16 protein-coding genes are annotated in these 17,844 nt (G+C 70.9%); 8 read left to right on the top strand and 8 right to left on the bottom strand.

Annotated features, from left to right (window positions below; genetic code table 11):
* Positions 1–113 precede the first annotated feature (113 nt).
* The 3 genes from guaB to ABZZ17_RS01950 all read right to left on the bottom strand — a co-directional run bounded on the left by guaB (position 114) and on the right by ABZZ17_RS01950 (position 3,413).
* Positions 114–1,613: an IMP dehydrogenase gene (gene guaB, locus ABZZ17_RS01940; RefSeq protein WP_356870936.1), complete on the bottom strand. Its 1,500-nt coding sequence runs from the start codon at positions 1,611–1,613 to the stop codon at positions 114–116.
* Between the two features lie 188 nt (positions 1,614–1,801).
* Positions 1,802–2,431: a sigma-70 family RNA polymerase sigma factor gene (locus tag ABZZ17_RS01945; protein ID WP_356870938.1), complete on the bottom strand. Its 630-nt coding sequence runs from the start codon at positions 2,429–2,431 to the stop codon at positions 1,802–1,804.
* A 370-nt stretch (positions 2,432–2,801) separates the two neighbouring features.
* Positions 2,802–3,413 carry a response regulator transcription factor gene (locus ABZZ17_RS01950; protein ID WP_003948568.1) on the bottom strand — a complete coding sequence of 204 codons (612 nt, stop codon included), beginning with the start codon at positions 3,411–3,413 and terminating at the stop codon, positions 2,802–2,804.
* Positions 3,414–3,793: 380 nt separating this feature from the next.
* Here ABZZ17_RS01950 and ABZZ17_RS01955 point away from each other — a divergent pair, with 380 nt between their 5' ends.
* Entirely contained in the window at positions 3,794–4,120 is a 327-nt protein-coding gene (locus ABZZ17_RS01955) for a WhiB family transcriptional regulator (RefSeq protein WP_356870940.1), read from the top strand.
* 261 nt (positions 4,121–4,381) lie between these two features.
* On the opposite strand, the gene ABZZ17_RS01960 is transcribed toward ABZZ17_RS01955, so the two are convergent.
* Entirely contained in the window at positions 4,382–5,281 is a 900-nt protein-coding gene (locus ABZZ17_RS01960; RefSeq protein WP_356870942.1) for a LysR family transcriptional regulator, read from the bottom strand.
* A gap of 193 nt (positions 5,282–5,474) precedes the next feature.
* Between ABZZ17_RS01960 and ABZZ17_RS01965 the strand changes: the two genes are divergently transcribed.
* Together ABZZ17_RS01965 and ABZZ17_RS01970 are read left to right on the top strand one after the other, a co-directional pair.
* Positions 5,475–6,248: an SDR family oxidoreductase gene (locus tag ABZZ17_RS01965; RefSeq protein WP_356870944.1), complete on the top strand. Its 774-nt coding sequence runs from the start codon at positions 5,475–5,477 to the stop codon at positions 6,246–6,248.
* Positions 6,249–6,332: 84 nt separating this feature from the next.
* A complete protein-coding gene (locus tag ABZZ17_RS01970) occupies positions 6,333–7,046 on the top strand; it encodes an ester cyclase (RefSeq protein WP_356870946.1) in 714 nt (237 codons plus the stop codon).
* 68 nt (positions 7,047–7,114) lie between these two features.
* Here the strand turns inward: ABZZ17_RS01970 and groL are convergent, their stop codons facing one another.
* Both groL and groES read right to left on the bottom strand, forming a co-directional pair.
* Entirely contained in the window at positions 7,115–8,743 is a 1,629-nt protein-coding gene (gene groL, locus ABZZ17_RS01975) for a chaperonin GroEL (protein ID WP_356870948.1), read from the bottom strand.
* A gap of 118 nt (positions 8,744–8,861) precedes the next feature.
* Positions 8,862–9,170 carry a co-chaperone GroES gene (gene groES, locus ABZZ17_RS01980; protein ID WP_030230757.1) on the bottom strand — a complete coding sequence of 103 codons (309 nt, stop codon included), beginning with the start codon at positions 9,168–9,170 and terminating at the stop codon, positions 8,862–8,864.
* 293 nt (positions 9,171–9,463) lie between these two features.
* On the opposite strand from groES, the gene ABZZ17_RS01985 reads away from it, so the two are divergent.
* The 5 genes from ABZZ17_RS01985 to ABZZ17_RS02005 all read left to right on the top strand — a co-directional run bounded on the left by ABZZ17_RS01985 (position 9,464) and on the right by ABZZ17_RS02005 (position 14,874).
* A complete protein-coding gene (locus tag ABZZ17_RS01985; RefSeq protein ID WP_356870950.1) occupies positions 9,464–9,979 on the top strand; it encodes a hypothetical protein in 516 nt (171 codons plus the stop codon).
* A 33-nt stretch (positions 9,980–10,012) separates the two neighbouring features.
* A complete protein-coding gene (locus ABZZ17_RS01990; RefSeq protein WP_356870952.1) occupies positions 10,013–10,693 on the top strand; it encodes a response regulator transcription factor in 681 nt (226 codons plus the stop codon).
* Positions 10,686–12,113, top strand: coding sequence for a HAMP domain-containing sensor histidine kinase (locus ABZZ17_RS01995; protein ID WP_356870954.1), 1,428 nt, complete (start codon positions 10,686–10,688; stop codon positions 12,111–12,113). Before ABZZ17_RS01990 ends, ABZZ17_RS01995 begins: the two co-directional genes overlap by 8 nt.
* 80 nt (positions 12,114–12,193) lie before the next feature.
* Positions 12,194–13,489, top strand: coding sequence for an LCP family protein (locus tag ABZZ17_RS02000; RefSeq protein ID WP_356870956.1), 1,296 nt, complete (start codon positions 12,194–12,196; stop codon positions 13,487–13,489).
* Positions 13,477–14,874: an FtsW/RodA/SpoVE family cell cycle protein gene (locus ABZZ17_RS02005; RefSeq protein ID WP_356870958.1), complete on the top strand. Its 1,398-nt coding sequence runs from the start codon at positions 13,477–13,479 to the stop codon at positions 14,872–14,874. Before ABZZ17_RS02000 ends, ABZZ17_RS02005 begins: the two co-directional genes overlap by 13 nt.
* Before the next feature lie 1,080 nt (positions 14,875–15,954).
* Here ABZZ17_RS02005 and ABZZ17_RS02010 read toward each other — a convergent pair.
* Together ABZZ17_RS02010 and ABZZ17_RS02015 are read right to left on the bottom strand one after the other, a co-directional pair.
* The gene (locus tag ABZZ17_RS02010; RefSeq protein ID WP_356871150.1) at positions 15,955–16,821 is read right to left on the bottom strand and encodes a polysaccharide deacetylase family protein; all 867 of its coding nucleotides are present in this window, start codon (positions 16,819–16,821) and stop codon (positions 15,955–15,957) included.
* A gap of 14 nt (positions 16,822–16,835) precedes the next feature.
* Entirely contained in the window at positions 16,836–17,699 is an 864-nt protein-coding gene (locus ABZZ17_RS02015; RefSeq protein ID WP_356871152.1) for a polysaccharide deacetylase family protein, read from the bottom strand.
* Positions 17,700–17,844 lie beyond the last annotated feature (145 nt).

The following is a 17,844-nucleotide window of genomic DNA, read 5'->3' on the forward strand; positions in this document are numbered from 1 at the left end:
TATCCCCGACGGGCGGAGGACTGCGTTTCGGTGACCGCTGTACGGACGTACGCGGACACGGCGAAGGGGCGGACCCGGCTGCTCCGCCGGGTCCGCCCCTCACCTCACGCGCTTCAGCCCTTGCGGCTGTAGTTCGGTGCTTCGACCGTCATCTGGATGTCGTGCGGGTGGCTCTCCTTGAGGCCCGCCGAGGTGATGCGGACGAAGCGGCCCCGGTCCTGGAGCTCGGGGACGGTGCGGCCGCCGACGTAGAACATCGACTGGCGCAGGCCGCCGACGAGCTGGTGCACGACCGCCGACAGCGGACCGCGGTACGGCACCTGGCCCTCGATGCCCTCGGGGATGAGCTTGTCGTCGCCGCCCACGCCCTCCTGGAAGTAGCGGTCCTTGGAGAAGGAGCGCTGGTCACCGCGGGACTGCATCGCGCCGAGCGAGCCCATGCCGCGGTAGGACTTGAACTGCTTGCCGTTGATGAAGAGCAGCTCGCCCGGGGACTCCTCGCAGCCGGCGAGCAGCGAGCCGAGCATCACCGTGTCGGCACCCGCGACGAGCGCCTTGGCGATGTCGCCGGAGTACTGGAGGCCGCCGTCGCCGATGACGGGGACGCCCGCGGCCTTGGCGGCGAGCGAGGCCTCGTAGATCGCGGTGACCTGCGGGACGCCGATGCCGGCGACGACGCGGGTGGTGCAGATGGAACCGGGGCCGACGCCGACCTTGATGCCGTCGCAGCCGGCGTCGATCAGGGCCTGGGCGCCGTCGCGGGTGGCGACGTTGCCGCCGATGACGTCGACCGTGGAGTTCGACTTGATCTTCGCGACCATGTCGCCGACGAGGCGGGAGTGGCCGTGGGCGGTGTCGACGACGATGAAGTCGGCGCCCGCCTCGATCAGGGCCTGGGCGCGCTCGTAGGCGTCCCCGGCGACGCCGACGGCCGCGCCGACGAGCAGGCGGCCGTCCTTGTCCTTGGCGGCGTTCGGGTACTTCTCGGCCTTGACGAAGTCCTTGACCGTGATGAGGCCCTTGAGGATGCCCGAGTCGTCGACCAGCGGAAGCTTCTCGATCTTGTGGCGGCGCAGCAGCTCCATGGCGTCCACGCCGGAGATGCCGACCTTGCCGGTGACCAGCGGCATCGGGGTCATGACCTCGCGCACCTGGCGGCTGCGGTCCGACTCGAAGGCCATGTCGCGGTTGGTGACGATGCCGAGGAGCTTGCCGGCCGGGTCGGTGACCGGGACGCCGGAGATCCGGAACTTCGCGCACAGCTCGTCGGCCTCGCGCAGCGTCGCGTCGGGGTGGACCGTGATCGGGTCGGTGACCATGCCGGACTCGGAGCGCTTGACCAGGTCGACCTGGTTGGCCTGGTCGGCGATCGACAGGTTGCGGTGCAGGACGCCGACGCCGCCCTGGCGGGCCATCGCGATGGCCATGCGGGCCTCGGTGACCTTGTCCATGGCGGCGGACAGCAGCGGAACGTTCACACGGACGTTGCGCGAGATGAGGGAAGAGGTGTCGATCGCGTCAGGCGACATGTCCGACGCGCCCGGCAGCAGCAGCACGTCGTCGTAGGTCAGTCCGAGCGTGGCGAATTTGTCGGGCACTCCGTCGGCGGTCATGACACCTTCCCAAATGGTCTTGCTCAGCGCGGATGTCCATGCTAACGGGATCCCGACGCGTCTCATTCCACGACCAAGGCCGAGCGGAAGTTTCGTTGTTTCCTACGACGCGGGGGAACGACGGGGGACGGCAGATCGCGGCGCGGTCCGCCGGAGGGAGGGAGCGCCTACCGCTTACTGCTTACTGCTTACTGCTCGGCGAGGGCGCGGAGCCGGCTGAGCGCACGGTGCTGCGCGACGCGCACCGCGCCCGGGGACATCCCGAGCATCTGCCCGGTCTCCTCCGCGGTCAGGCCGACGGCCACCCGCAGGACCAGCAGCTCGCGCTGGTTCTCGGGCAGGTTGGCGAGGAGCTTCTTGGCCCAGGCGGCGTCACTGCTGAGCAGTGCCCGCTCCTCCGGGCCCAGGGAGTCGTCCGGCCGCTCCGGCATCTCGTCGGAGGGCACGGCCGTGCTGCCGGGGTGGCGCATCGCGGCGCGCTGGAGGTCGGCGACCTTGTGCGCGGCGATGGCGAAGACGAAGGCCTCGAAGGGGCGCCCGGTGTCCCGGTAGCGGGGGAGCGCCATCAGGACCGCGACGCAGACCTCCTGCGCCAGGTCCTCCACGAAGTGACGAGCGTCACCCGGGAGCCGCGACAGGCGGGTGCGGCAGTAGCGGATGGCGAGGGGGTGCACGAAGGCGAGCAGGTCGTGCGTGGCCTGTTCGTCGCCGTCGACGGCGCGGCGCACGAGCGCACTGACGGCCCCGGCACTGCCGCCCTTGGCGGCGCCGGTCGGGCCTGTGGCCGCGGGTGACCCCAGGGCCTCGTCGTCGCGCATCAATCCATGGTGCCTTGGCGCCGGTGGATTCGCGGCACCACGGTCCGTGTTGTGCATCGAAGCGTTATGAGCGGGTGCGCCGGACGTCATCTCCTGCACCCTCCCCTCCGCTCGGCCCGAATCTTCCCCGAGGACTGCACGTCTCCCAGAATGCGGCACACCTCAAGCATGCGGCATCGCGCCCGAAGCGACACGTCCCCCCGATTGTGCCCCGCCAATCCCCGGCTGCGCACCGGGTTCGGCGGGACATGGGCGGCGGGGCGGCGCCGCCCTGGAGGGGGCGCCTTCCGGAGGGGCGGCCGGGAAAGCGCCGCCCCGCCCGCCGGTGGCGGACGGGACCGCTCTCGACAGCCGTCCACCGGCCTCGCGGTCAGCGGACGAGGCCCCAGCGGAATCCGAGCGCCACGGCGTGCGCCCGGTCCGAGGCGCCGAGCTTCTTGAACAGCCTGCGGGCGTGGGTCTTGACCGTGTCCTCGGAGAGGAAGAGCTCGCGCCCGATCTCCGCGTTGGACCGGCCGTGGCTCATGCCCTCCAGCACCTGGATCTCGCGCGCGGTGAGGGTGGGCGCGGCGCCCATCTCGGCCGAGCGCAGCCGGCGCGGGGCCAGCCTCCAGGTCGGGTCGGCGAGTGCCTGGGTGACCGTGGCCCGCAGTTCGGCGCGCGAGGCGTCCTTGTGCAGGTAGCCGCGGGCTCCGGCGGCGACCGCGAGGGCCACGCCGTCCAGGTCCTCGGCGACCGTCAGCATGATGATGCGGGCGCCGGGGTCGGCGGAGAGGAGCCGGCGGACCGTCTCGACACCGCCGAGGCCGGGCATCCGGACATCCATCAGGATGAGGTCGGATCGGTCGGCACCCCAGCGGCGGAGGACTTCCTCGCCGTTGGCAGCCGTCGTCACACGCTCGACGCCGGGCACGGTGGCAACCGCGCGACGGAGCGCCTCTCGGGCAAGCGGGGAGTCGTCGCAGACGAGGACGGATGTCATGACCGCCCTCCGCAGCTGCTGATGCGCGTCACCTTGAGCCTCCAGGCTGGTACGTATCGTCACCTGTGCGGTCGATATCCCCGGACACCTGTCCGAGAACTTCTTGGTTCAACCGCCTTCGCACTCTCAACGATGGTCACTCGAAAGAGTTACGGGTCGGACGGACACCTTCGGCACTCTACGTGAGGAAGCGATCACGGCGTCGGAGCCACGAGGGGCGTGTCCTCCATCTGGAGCTATGCCCTATTTGGCGGCTTTCCTTCCGTTTGGCACGTGTCTGAGGCTAGATTCCCAATGAGTCATATTTACATCTACTCAGACAGTAGGTGTGGAGACATGGACCGTATCCGCCTCAGTACCGGCACCAAGAGGGACTACCAATGGCAGATTTCTCCCGCCTCCCCGGACCGAACGCCGACCTCTGGGACTGGCAGCTCCTCGCTGCCTGCCGCGGGGTCGACAGCTCCCTCTTCTTCCATCCGGAAGGCGAGCGGGGCGCGGCCAGGAGCGCGCGCGAGGCCTCGGCTAAAGAGGTCTGCATGAGATGCCCGGTGCGTGCGGAATGTGCCGCGCACGCACTCGCCGTCCGCGAGCCCTACGGGGTGTGGGGCGGCCTCACCGAGGACGAACGCGAGGAGCTGATGGGCCGCGCACGCCACCGCCTGATCCCGGCGTCCACCGCGATCGGACCGATCGCTCCGCACTGACCGCCCCGCGAAAGAGCCGAAGGAACGTTTCTTCGGATCCGTGGGCCCGCCCCGGCGTACCGAACCGTCGCCCGGGGCCGTCCCGCCGGTCGGCCCGGCTCAGCCCGGCCCGGCCGGCGGGCCCCCTCGGTACCGGGATCCTCGGTACCGGAGTCCCCGGTGCCGGAACCATCGGTGCCGGAATCATCGGTGCCGAATCCCGGCCCCCGGGACCCGCCCCGGGCCGGCACGTCACGCGTTCGGCCGTACCGCCGCGTCCGGTCAGCGCGTGGCGGCCCGCGCCAGTTCGCCCAGGGTCGCCGCCACGGCCGGCACCCGCGCGAGGTCCGGCAGTGTCAGGGCCACGACCTCCCGCTCGACGGCCGGCTCCACGGCGAGGGTGCTGACGCCCTTGGCCCGTACGGACTCCACCGCCAGCTCCGGCAGCACCGCGACGCCGAGCCCCGCGCCGACCAGGCCGACCACGGCCGGGTAGTCGTCGGTGGCGAAATCGATCCGCGGGGTGAAGCCGGCCCCCTCGCACACCTCCACCAGATGGCGGCGGCAGCGCGGGCAGCCCGCGATCCAGGGCTCGTCGGCCAGTTCCGCCATGCCCACCCGCTCCGCGCCCGCCAGCCGGTGCCCCTCCGGGACCAGCCCGACGAGCCGGTCCGTGAGCAGCGGCGTGACCACGAGGTCCTCCCACTCGGCCGCGGAACCGGATGCTCCGCCGTAGCGGAAGGCCAGGGCCAGGTCGCAGTCGCCCTCGCGCAGCATCTCCACCGACCGCGGGGGTTCGGCCTCGACGAGCGAGATGCGGGTACCGGGGTGTGCGGCGCGCATCGCCGCGAGCGCGGTCGGCACCAGGGTGGAGCTGCCGCTGGGGAAGGACACGAGCCGTACCCGGCCGGCGCGCAGGCCGGCGATGGCCGCGACTTCCTCCTCGGCCGCGGTCAGCCCGGCCAGGATCCCGGCGGCGTGCCGTACCAGGGCCTCGCCGGCCTGCGTCAGCCGCATCTCGCGGCCCGTACGGATCAGCAGCGGGGTGCCCGCCGACTGTTCGAGGGCCTTCATCTGCTGGGAGACGGCGGGCTGGGTGCAGCCGAGTTCGCGTGCGGCGGCGGAGAAGGAGCCGGTCCCGGCGACGGCGCGCAGGACGCGGAGATGACGTGCCTCTATCACCCCTTGAGCATAAGCCAGGCTTTGACCGTGACGCCCGTACGGGCCTGTCCCTTTGAGCGGCCGGGGCGGGGCTCGCTCTGGAAGCACCGCCCCGGCACGGTGGGTAGCGGAGGCGCCGGGGTTCCTCGGGCCGGGCCCAACACCGGCCCCGCCCCACGGGACACCCCCCGACCCGGGCGGCTAGGTTGCGCCTATGACGACTGCGTTGATTACGGGATCCACGGCGGGCATCGGCGCCGCCTTCGCCCGCCGGCTCGCCTCCCAGGGGCACAACCTCGTGCTGGTGGCCCGCGACACCAAGCGGCTGGCCGAGCAGGCCACCGAGCTGCACGACCGCCACGGCATCGAGGCCGAGGTACTGGCCGCGGACCTGTCCACCGAGGAGGGCATCTCGGCCGTCGAGACCCGCCTGGAGGACCGTACGCACCCGGTGGACCTGCTGGTCAACAACGCCGGCTTCGGCAACAAGGGCCGCTACCTCGAAGTCTCCATGGCCGACGAGCTGGCCATGATCAAGGTGCACGTGGAGGCGGTGCTGCGGCTGACCTCGGCGGCGACCGCCTCGATGCGCGAGCGCGGGCGCGGCGGGGTCGTCAACGTGGCCTCGGTGGCGGCGTTCGTGCCGCGCGGGACCTACGGGGCAAGCAAGGCCTGGGTCGTGCAGTTCACCCAGGGCGCGGCCAAGGACCTGGCGGGCTCCGGGGTGCGGCTGATGGCCCTGTGCCCCGGCTTCGTCCGGACCGAGTTCCACCAGCGGGCCGGCATGGGAACGGACAACATCCCCGGCTGGCTGTGGCTGGACGCCGACAAGCTGGTGGCCGCGGCGCTGGCCGACCTGGCGCGCGGCAAGACCGTGTCGATCCCGGACCCGCGGTACAAGGCGCTGATGGGCGTCGTGAAGCTGACGCCGCGCGGGCTGCTCGGCGGCGTGTCGTCCCGTACGGGCCGCAAGTACGGCCCCCAGTAGGCCGTCCGACTCGTCGGTAAACCCGCCATCCGGGCGAAATCTCCCTAAAATGGACGTGTTCCATCCGGCCTGGGAGGCGACGCGATGACATTCGTACAGGTGATCGACTACGAAACCAGGCGGTTCGACGAGATGAACGCGCTCATCGACCGCTGGGCGGAGCAGAGCAGCGGCAGGCGCACCGCCACGCACACGATGATCGGCCAGGACCGGGACGCTCGGACCCACTACGTGGACATGGTGGAGTTCCCCTCGTACGAGGACGCCATGCGCAATTCGCACCTGCCCGAGACGGACCGGATGTTCCAGGAGATGGTGGCCCTCTGCGAGGGCATGCCGAAGTTCGTGAACCTCGACGTGGTCCGGGACGAGCACCTCAACAAGCAGCTCGTCGAGCGCGTGTTCCAGGAGGCCCTCATGGGCGGGGACATGACCGTCCTCGACGAGTGCTTCGCGACGAACTACATCGACCACGACGCCAGCAAGGAGGAGAGCACCGTCATCGGACGCGAGGCCATGCGCGCCGATGTGGAGACCTGGCGCTCGGCCTTCCACATGACCTTCGAGCCGGTGGCCCGGCTGGCCGAGGGCGACATGGTCACCACGGTGTGGAACTGGCGCGGCACCCACGACAAGGGCCCGTTCATGGGGGTCGCCCCGTCCGGGAAGACGTACGAGATGTCCGGGAGCACCACGTTCCGCTGCCTGGACGGGGAGATCATCGAGGGCTGGTGGCACTACAACCCCGGCTCCCTGCAACGGCAGATGGGCGGATCGGGTTCCCCGTACGGGTCCTGAGGCCGCATCACGGGGAAGGCCCCGCCCCGCGGCTGCGGGACGGGGCCTCCTCGGCGTGGTGCGTGCGGTCAGTGGCTGTGACCGTGGCCGTGGCCGTGACCGGCGTCGGCCTCTTCCTCGGCCGGCTTCTCGACGACCAGGGTCTCGGTCGTGAGCAGCAGGGAGGCGATGGAAGCGGCGTTCTCCAGCGCGGAGCGGGTGACCTTGACCGGGTCGATGACGCCGGCCTTGACCAGGTCGCCGTACTCGCCGGTGGCGGCGTTGAAGCCCTGGCCCTTGTCGAGCTCGGCGACCTTCGAGGTGATGACGTAGCCCTCGAGGCCGGCGTTCTCGGCGATCCAGCGCAGCGGCTCGACGGCGGCGCGGCGGACGACGGAGACGCCGGTGCCCTCGTCGCCGGTCAGGCCGAGGTTGCCCTCCAGGACCTTGACGGCGTGGACGAGCGCGGAGCCACCGCCGGAGACGATGCCCTCCTCGACCGCGGCGCGGGTCGCCGAGATGGCGTCCTCGAGGCGGTGCTTCTTCTCCTTGAGCTCCACCTCGGTGGCGGCGCCGACCTTGATGACGCAGACGCCGCCGGCGAGCTTCGCCAGGCGCTCCTGCAGCTTCTCGCGGTCCCAGTCGGAGTCCGTGGACTCGATCTCGGCCTTGATCTGGTTGACGCGGCCCGCGACGTCGGCGGAGTTGCCGCCGCCGTCGACGATGGTCGTGTCGTCCTTGGAGACGGTCACGCGGCGCGCGGAGCCCAGGACGTCCAGACCGGCCTGGTCGAGCTTGAGGCCGACCTCCTCGGCGATGACGGTCGCACCGGTGAGGGTGGCGATGTCCTGGAGCATGGCCTTGCGGCGGTCACCGAAGCCGGGGGCCTTGACGGCGACCGCGTTGAAGGTGCCGCGGATCTTGTTGACGACGAGGGTGGAGAGCGCCTCGCCCTCGACGTCCTCGGCGATGATCAGCAGCGGCTTGGAGGCGCCGGCCTGGATGACCTTCTCCAGCAGCGGCAGCAGGTCCTGGATCGAGGAGATCTTGCCCTGGTGGATCAGGATGTACGGGTCATCGAGGATGGCCTCCATACGCTCCTGGTCGGACACCATGTACGGCGACAGGTAGCCCTTGTCGAAGGCCATGCCCTCGGTGAACTCGAGCTCCAGGCCGAAGGCGTTGGACTCCTCGACGGTGATGACACCGTCCTTGCCGACCTTGTCCATCGCCTCGGCGATGAGCTCGCCGACCTGCGAGTCCTGCGCGGAGAGCGCGGCCACGGCGGCGATGTCGGACTTGTCCTCGATCGGGCGGGCGGTCGCGAGGAGCTCCTCGGACACGGCCTTGACCGCGGCGTCGATGCCCTTCTTCAGGGCGGCCGGGGAAGCACCCGCGGCGACGTTGCGCAGACCCTCGCGGACCAGCGCCTGGGCCAGCACGGTGGCGGTGGTGGTGCCGTCGCCCGCGATGTCGTTGGTCTTGGTCGCCACCTCCTTCACGAGCTGCGCGCCCAGGTTCTCGTACGGGTCGTCCAGCTCGACCTCGCGAGCGATGGTGACACCGTCGTTGGTGATGGTGGGGGCGCCGAACTTCTTGTCGATGACGACGTTGCGGCCCTTGGGGCCGATCGTCACCTTGACCGTGTCGGCAAGCTTGTTGACGCCGCGCTCGAGGGCGCGACGGGCGTCCTCGTCGAACTTCAGGATCTTCGCCATGGGAGCGGTTCAGCCCTCTCGAAAACTCGGGTTTAACGAACTGCGCCCCTCGCCGCCCGGCAATCAGCGGGGTGACCAGGGGCGCAGCTCAAAGCAAAACGTGAAGTACCGGTGGTGCTTACTTCTCGACGATCGCGAGCACGTCGCGAGCCGAGAGGACGAGGTACTCCTCGCCGCTGTACTTCACTTCGGTGCCGCCGTACTTGCTGTACAGCACGATGTCGCCGACGCTGACGTCCAGCGGGAGACGCTGGCCGTCCTCGAAGCGACCCGGACCGACCGCAAGGACGACGCCCTCCTGGGGCTTCTCCTTCGCGGTGTCCGGGATGACCAGGCCGGAGGCCGTGGTCTGCTCGGCGTCGAGCGGCTGGACCACAATGCGGTCCTCAAGCGGCTTGATGGCAACCTTGGAGCTGGCGGTCGTCACGATCCGACCTCCCCCTTCGGAGATCCGGGGTTAACTGTCTGAGGTGGCGACCAGGTCGATCCGTCGTCGCGGGTGCCGGACCTGCCTGTCGCTGTGTTGGCACTCACCAGGGGCGAGTGCCAGGTGCGAGACTATTCCGGCGATTAGCACTCGGTCAAGCGGAGTGCCAACACGCTCCACCGGAGCTGGACGGAACAGGCCGTCAGATTCCTGTCCCGCCGCTGGTCAGAGGCTTTTGAGGGGCTCAGAAATCCCCCTGTTCCAGTGGTCTGACGGACACTAGTATCCCGATCATGAACACTTCAACGGGGGCGGACCGGGGCGCCGCGGCGCGCGGCATCGGCTTCAGACGCCTGTACGGAACCGTCATCTCCATCGCCGGCACGGTGATCCTGCTCTACTTCGTCATCCCCCGGATGACGACCCAGCTGACCGGCGTCGAGGGCTCGTTCACCGCCGTCTCCTGCACCCCGTACGACGCGCGCGACGAAGACGACAAGAGCGTGATGTGCAGCGGCTCCTTCACCGCCGCGGACGGCTCCTTCTCGCTCGGCCGGGTCTCGGTGGACACCACCTTCGACGCCCTGCCCACCGCCCCCGTCGACACCGTCGCGAGCGGCCCGGACGCCACCGAGATCGTCTCCGCCGACCCCAGGGCCTGGCAGATACCCGGCGCCACCGGACTGCTCTGCCTCGGCTTCGCCGTCTGGAACGTCACCTCCATCGCCCGGCACGTCCGCGACTCCCGCCGCCCGGCCGCGGCGAACCCCGCTCCGGCTCCGGCTCCCGCGGAGCCGACGGCGGCCTGAGGACGTTCCCGCCCGGTATGTGACGCTTGACCGGTGCGCATCCTGGTGGTCGAAGACGAAGAGAACCTGGCCGAATCCCTCAGGCAGGGCCTGTCCGCCGACGGCCACCGCGTCGAGGTGGCCCACGACGGACACCGCGGCCTCGACCTCGCCCTCACCGGCGGACCGTACGACGTCGTGGTCCTGGACCTGATGCTCCCGGGCCTCGGCGGCCACGAGATCTGCACCCGGATGCGCGCCCACGGCGACCCCACCCCCGTCCTGATGCTGACCGCCCGGGACGGCGAGCACGACGAGGCCGACGGGCTCGACGCCGGCGCCGACGACTACCTCACCAAGCCGTTCTCCTTCGTGGTGCTGGGCGCGCGCCTGCGCGCCCTCGCCCGCCGGGCCGCCGCCCCCGAGCCCACCGTGCTCCAGGCTGGCGACCTGGTCCTCGACCCCCATGACCGGCGCTGCCGCCGCGGCACCCGGGAGATCGAACTCACCGCCCGCGAACTGGGCGTGCTCGCCTGCCTGATGCGACGGCCCGGCCGGGCCGTCGCCAAACAGGACGTCCTCGACGAGGTCTGGGACGCCCCGCACGGCATCGACCCGAACATCGTCGAGGTGTACGTCTCCTCCCTGCGCAAGAAGATCGACGCCCCCTTCGGCCGCCGCTCCATCCTCACCGTCCACGGCACCGGCTACCGGATGGCGCCCGACGGTGGTTAGCAGCCTCCGGGCCCGCACCGCCCTGGCCGCCGCGCTCGCCATGGCCGCCGTCCTGGCCGTCGGCGGGCTGTGGCTGCACACCGTGCTCCGCGCCAACCTCCTCGACAACACCACCGGCCGCACCGAACTCGCCGCCCGCAAGGCCGCCGCCCTGTTCGACGCGGGCTCCGGGCCGCCCGGGAGCCGGCTGCCCGCGCCCGAGGGCGGCGTCGACCTGGTCCTCGTACGCGACGCGGCCGGGCGGACCGTCGCCGCCAGCGGGGACCCGAAGGACGCCCCCGACTTCGGCGCACTGCTCCCCGGGGGCGGGGGCGAACCCGGCTCCGGCACCGGCTCCGGCTCCGACGCCCGTTCGGCGGTGCTCCCGCCCGCGCACCCCGGCGGGCAGCGGCGCGTGGTGGTCGTGGTGGCGGCGCCGGGGGCGGGGGCTCCAGCGGCGCCGGGCGCGGCCGGGGCGGCCCGGCCGGCCGGGGAACGCGCTCCGCACGTCGTCTACGCCATGACCGTGCTCGGCGACGTCGACGACGCCACCCGCGCCATCGCCGCCGGTCTCCTCGCCGGCGCACCCCCGCTGATCGCCTTCGCCGCCGCGCTGGCCTGGTGGGTCACCGGGCACGCGCTGCGCCCCGCCACCGCGATCCGTACCGAGCTGGCCGCCGTCACCGCGAGCGAGCTGGACCGGCGCGTCCCCGACCCGGGTGGCGCGGACGAGATCGCGCAGCTGGCCCGGACCGTCAACGACACCCTGGACCGGCTGGAGCGCTCCGACGCGCGGCAGCGGCAGTTCACCGCCGACGCCTCCCACGAACTGCGCAACCCGCTCGCCGCCGTCCGCTCCCGGCTGGAGGTGGCCCTGGCCATGGCGCGGCCCGACCGGGAGTCGGTCGCCGCCGCGCTGGCCGAGACCGAGCGCCTCCAGCGGATCGCCGCCGACCTGCTGCTGCTCGCCCGCCTCGACGGCGGCCCGGCGCCCCGGCCCGAGCCGGTCGACCTCGCGCTGCTGGCCGCCGAGGACGCGGCCCGCCGGCCCGCGCCCCGCGTGCCGCTGCGGCTGGAGGCGGGGGTGCCCGTACCGGCGTACGGGGATCCGGCCCGGCTGGAGCGGGCCCTGGCCAACCTGGTGGACAACGCGCTGCGCCACGCCGGCGGCGGCGTCGTCGTCCGGGCCCGGGCGGGCGGCGACTGGGCGGTGCTGGAGGTGGTGGACGACGGTCCGGGGATCCCGGAGGCGGACCGGGACCGGATCTTCGAGCGGTTCGTACGGCTGGACGCGGACCGGGGCCGGGCCGGCGGCGGCACCGGGCTGGGCCTGGCCATCGCCCGGGAGATCGCGCGGGCGCACGGGGGCGACGTACGCGCGCTGCCGGCGCGGGGCGGGGGCGCGCGGCTCCAGCTGCGCATCCCGGCGGGGCGCGGCTGAGCGCCCCGGCCGCCCGCAGGGCCCCCGGCCGCGGGGATCCTCAGGATTCCTTCAGCGGGACTGCGCCAGCATCGGTGGGCATGAGCGCGCAACGGAGGAAGACCAGCCGCCGCAAGCCCTCACCGCGCCGGATCGGCCGCACGCTGCTGATCACCGGCTGCGCGTTGACGGTGATGGCGGGCGGCACCGCCTGGTACGTCTACCGGGACCTGGTGTCGAGCATCGGCAGCTCCAAGGCCCTGGAGGGCGCCGAGAAGTCGGCGCACGGCGACGCGAACATCCTGCTCATGGGGCTGGACAGCCGCCGCGACCAGAACGGCGACCCGCTGCCGGACGAGGTGCTCGACAAGCTGCACGCGGGCAGCTCCGACATCGGCGGCTACAACGCGAACACCATGATCCTGCTGCACGTGCCCGGTGACGGCAGCCGGGCGAAGGCCTTCTCGATCCCGCGCGACGACTTCGTCGCGATACCCGGGCACGGCAAGGACAAGATCAAGAAGGCGTACGGGCTGGCGAAGTCCGCGAGGGAGGACCAGCTGGCGGCCCAGGGCGTCAAGGACCGGCGGCGGCTGGAGCGGGAGGGCCGCGAGGCGGGGCGCCGGGCGCAGATCGACACCGTACGGAACTTCCTGGGCGTACCGGTCGATCACTTCGCGGAACTGAACCTGGCCGGTTTCTACCACCTCGCGAACGCGCTGGGCGGGGTCCCGGTGTGCCTGAACAAGCCGGTGAAGGACCGCTGGTCGGGGGCCGACTTCCCGGCGGGCCGGCAGGAACTCGACGGCAGGCAGTCGCTGGCCTTCGTACGGCAGCGGCACGGGCTGACCATGGGCGACCTCGACCGGACGAAGCGGCAGCAGGCCTTCCTCGCGGGCGCCACGCAGAAGCTGAACACGGCCGGGACCTTCACGGATCCGGTGAAGCTGGTCAAGCTGATCGACACGGCGAAACAGGACGTGGTGACGGACGCGGGATGGGACCTGCTGTCGTTCGTGAAGCAGGCGAAGAACCTGTCCGGGGGCGAAGTGCAATTCACGACACTCCCCGTCGAGGGGTTCGGAAGGAACCATGGGGAGGACATCAACGTCGTAGATGATATGAAGATAAAGCGCCTTATTGCCGAGCAGATCGGTCCCCAGACCACTGCGACCCCGAGTGCACCGGGCGCCACGTCCTCATCGGCGGGGGCCTCGTCACCGGGTGCCTCGTCGCCAGGTGCCTCGTCGCCGGGCGCCTCGTCACCAGGGGCCTCGTCACCGGGCGCCTCGTCACCAGGCAGCTCCGCCGTTCCTCCGCCGGCCGCCGAGCCGCCGCAGCCCTCCGGACCGCAGAAGGACAGCATCGACGGCGGCGGCGTCCCGTGCGTGGACTGAGGCCCCTGACGTCGGCGGGCGCCCGCCGACGCACCGAAGCATTGCTGCTCGTCCTCGTCGTCGGCATCGCCGTTTTCGGCCATGTGAGCGCCGGGCTGGCCATGAACGGCGAGCTGCCGCAGCACCTCACCAGCTTCACGATCAGCATGACCCTGCTGTCCCTGGTCGGGCACCTGGGCATCCGGCGGTTCGCGGCGTACGCGGATCCGCTGGTCTTCCCGCTGGCCATGCTGCTGACCGGGCTCGGGCTGGTGCTGATCCACCGGCTCGACCAGGGGTACATCGAGCGGTACAACTCGGACGCGAACGCGCCCGGCCAGCTGATGTGGACGGTGGTCGGGGTCGCCGCCTGCCTCCTCGTCGTGGCGCTGCTGCGCGACCACCGGCTGCTCCAGCGGTTCATCTACATCACGATGGCCGGCTCGCTGGTGCTGCTGATCGCGCCGGCGTTCTTCGGCGCCGACACCTACGGCGCGAAGCGGTGGATCAAGCTCTTCGGCTTCTCGCTCCAGCCCGGCGAGTTCGTGAAGATCATGATCGCCGTCTTCTTCGCGGGCTACCTGGTCGTCCACCGCGACTCGCTCGCGCTGACCGGCCGGAAGTTCCTCGGCATGCGGCTGCCCCCGATGCGCCAGCTCGGTCCCATCATCACCGTGTGGATCGTCTCGATGCTGGTCCTGGTCTTCGAGCGCGACCTGGGCACCTCGCTGATCTTCTTCGGCGTCTTCGTCGTCATGCTGTACGTCGCCACGGAGCGCACCAGCTGGATCGTGTGCGGCCTGCTCATGGCCTCCGTGGGCGCCTTCGTGGTCGGCTCGACCGAGCCCCACGTCAAGGCGCGCGTGGCCGCCTGGCTGAATCCGCTCTCGTACTACTGGGAGAACCGTCCGCCCGGCATCAACTCCGACCAGTCCGCCCAGGCCCTGTTCAGCTTCGGCACGGGCGGCGTCTCGGGCACCGGCCTCGGCATGGGCCACCCCGAGCTGATCGCCTTCGCCGGCCGCAGCGACTTCATCCTGACCACGGTGGGCGAGGAACTCGGCCTGGCCGGGGTCATGGCCGTCATCCTGCTCTACGCGCTCCTCGCGCAGCGCGGGCTGCGGATGGCGCTCGCCGCGCGGGACCCGTTCGGCAAGCTGCTGGCGGTGGGCCTGGCCGCGGCCCTGGCGCTCCAGGTCTTCGTGGTCGCGGGCGGCGTCACGGGCCTGATCCCCCTCACCGGCAAGGCCCTCCCCTTCCTGGCGAAGGGCGGCTCGTCCCTCCTGGCCAACTGGATCATGATCGCCCTCCTCCTCCGCATCAGCGACAGCGCGGAACGCCAACGCGAAGCCGACGCCCGCGACCCGGCCGAAACCACACTCACCCCAAGGGTCGGGGTGGGGTGAGGGGGGCGGGGGTGGGGGTGGGGTGGTCGGTCGGTCGGTCGGTCGGTCGGGGTCGGGGGGCGGCGGGGTCCCCGTGATCCGGATCAGGGAGGGTTTGGTGGTTTCCCGTCAGTCTCATCGTCTCTCCGGGGTGGACCGGTCCCTCAAGGGCGCTCCCTGCGGTCGCGTCGCTACGCGATGGCCTACGGCCACCCTTGACCGACCGCCCCACCCCGGAAAGCCGAAGACCGACGGGAACCCCCCAAAAGAACGGTCACGGGGACGGATAAACAGGAGCGGGTCTCTCAGCGATGAGGCGAGGGGCCGGGGGTCGGCATGCCGGGCACACGGCCCCCTCGCGGCCCCTTCCGGGACCAGACCGCCGCCTACCCACCCGAAATGACGACCAGGACGTCCTGGGGTGCAGTCAGGCGCGCGTGAGATCGCTACGCGCTTCTCTCGGCTTAGCGGCAGCGGCCCGTCTAGGGCTGGACATAGACCGCAGGAGGCACCTGTTCCACGGTGTCGTCTCAGCGGCTGACGACCGGCCGTGGTCACTTTCACGGGCAGTCTGGGGTCTTTCCTGCCGGGGGATGTCACCGCAGGAGGACAGGCGGGCGGTAGCCGCACGTCAAGGGTGATGGGTGGGGCGTGTGGGCGGTCTATGTCCAGCCCCAGACGGTCGTCGGACGCTAAGCCGAGAGAAGCGCGTAGCGATCCGATGCGCCTGACTGCACGCCAGGCTGATGTGGTCGTCATTTCGGGTGGGTAAGGAGTGGTTGTGGTCCCGGAAGGGGGCGCGAGGGGGCCGTATGCCCGGCCTACCGGCCCCCGGCCCCTCGGCTCATCGCTGAGAGACCCGCTCCTCCCCCTCTTCCCCGTGACCGTTCTTTTGGGGGGTTCCCGTCGGTCTTCGGCTTTCCGGGGTGGGCCGGTCGGTCAAGGGTGGCCGAAGGCCATCGCGAAGCGACGCGAACGAAGTGAGCGCCCTTGAGGGACCGGTCCAGCCCGGAGAGACGATGAGACTGACGGGAAACCACCAAACCCACCCTGATACGGACCAGCTAAAACCCCGCCGCCCCCGACCCCGCCCCACCCCCACTACAAGTAGTCCTCCAGGCGCCCGATGCTGTAGCCCTGTTCCTGGATGCTGCGCAGCATGCGGGTGGTCATCTGGGTTTCCGTCGCGCCCTTGAGTTCCGACGGGCCGCGGAAGTGGGCCAGGAGTATGTCGCCCGGTTTGAGGGCGGAGCCCTCGGCGTACTGGAAGTCGTTGATCTGCATCGACGCGCGCCACAGGACGACCGAGGTGATTCCGCACTCGGAGGCGGCCCTGAGGGTGTCGTCGTTGTAGTTGCCGAACGGCGGCCGGAAGAGCGGGGGGCGCTGTCCGAAGCGCTTCTCCAGGCGGTCCTGCTGGCCGCATATCTCCTTCTTCTGCGCCGCGAAGGGCAGGGTCCGGAGGTTCGGGTGGGTCAGGGTGTGGTTGTTTATGGTGCTGCCGGAGCCGTTGTCGCGGAGCTTCTCGAAGTGTCCGTAGTCCGCGGCGGCCACGTTGTCGGTGAGGAACATGCTGATCGGCAGCTTGAGGTCGGCCGCCATCCGCAGGAATTCCGGGTCTTTCTCCGCGCCGTCGTCGAAGGTCAGGAAGACGACCTTGTCCTGCGGCGCGACGGGTATTCGGTCCACCACCGCGGCCTTGCCCGGGGCGGCCTTCGGCAGCTGGGGTTTGCGGTCGGGCTTGGGCGCGTACTGGACGGGGGCGGTCAGCCCCCACTTGCGGTACGCCTCGTCCGACGCCGCGCCGCCCGCGTGGGCGGGGGGCGTGGCGGAGGCGGACGGGGAGGCCGTCGGGGTCGCCCCGTCCTGCGTGGCCTTGCGGCCGAGCCGTTCGATGGGATCCACGCTGTTCCCGCACCCCGTCAGGGACAACGCGAGCGCGCCGGCCGTCAGCGTCCCGGCCATCAGCCGACGCGCGTACTTCACAGGTAGTCCTCCAGGCGGGCCACGGCGTACCCCTTGTCCGTGACGGTCTTCATGACATGACGGATCATGTCAGGCATCGTGCCCTTCCAGTCCTCCCGTCCCCGGAAGTGCGTGAGGATGATGTCCCCGGGGTGGAGGTCGCGGTCCCACTCGCGGTAGTCCATCCGGTTCGGGAAGGCCTCGGCGTTCCACAGCGGAACGGCCTTGATGCCGCAGGACTTGGCCGCGATGAGCGTGTCCTGGTTGTAGTTCCCGTACGGCGGGCGGAAGAGCGTGGGCCGCTTGCCGAACTGCTTCTGGATCGTGTCCTGCTGGCCGCAGATCTCCTGGCGCTGCTTCTCGTACGACAGCGCGGGCATGTAGCGGTGGTTGAGCGTGTGGTTGTTCAAGGTGACGCCGGCGGCCTGCATCTCCTTGAAGTACGGGTAGTTGTCGCGAACGATGTAGTCGCTGAGGAACGCCGTGTACGGGATCTTCAGTTCCTTCATCATCCTGATGAACTCGGGGTCCTTCTCCGCGCCGTCGTCGACCGTGAGGAAGACGACCTTGTCCTCCGTCGGGACCGTCGTGAAGACGGGCGGCAGGTTCTCCTGGTCCTCGACCTCGAAGCCGTCGCGGGTGCTGATCTCCGGCTTCTCCTTGGGCCCGGCCGGCGCCGCGAGGGGCAGCTTGGCCAGGCCCCATTTCTTCGCGGCGGCGATCCGGGCCTGCTGGGCGGCCTTGAGGCGGTCGGCGTGGTTGCCGGCCGCTCCGGCCGCGGGGCCCTCGGCTCCCTGGCCGGGCTTCGTCTTGGCCGGCGTCGACTCCCCGGCGCCGCATCCCGTTCCGAGGGCGGCCACCAGCAGCGCGGCCGCGGCCACCCCGTACCGGCCGCGCGGACGTACCGCGGACCGGTGACCCAAGTGCGCAGTCTTTCCCTTTTGTCGTACTAGCTGCATAGCTGCGGATCTTTACATCGGACAAGGCCGTACCGTCGTCGACACCACGGCCGGACTCCGCCCTTCC

This window comes from Streptomyces sp. NPDC006512 (assembly GCF_040611935.1).
Classification (GTDB): domain Bacteria; phylum Actinomycetota; class Actinomycetes; order Streptomycetales; family Streptomycetaceae; genus Streptomyces.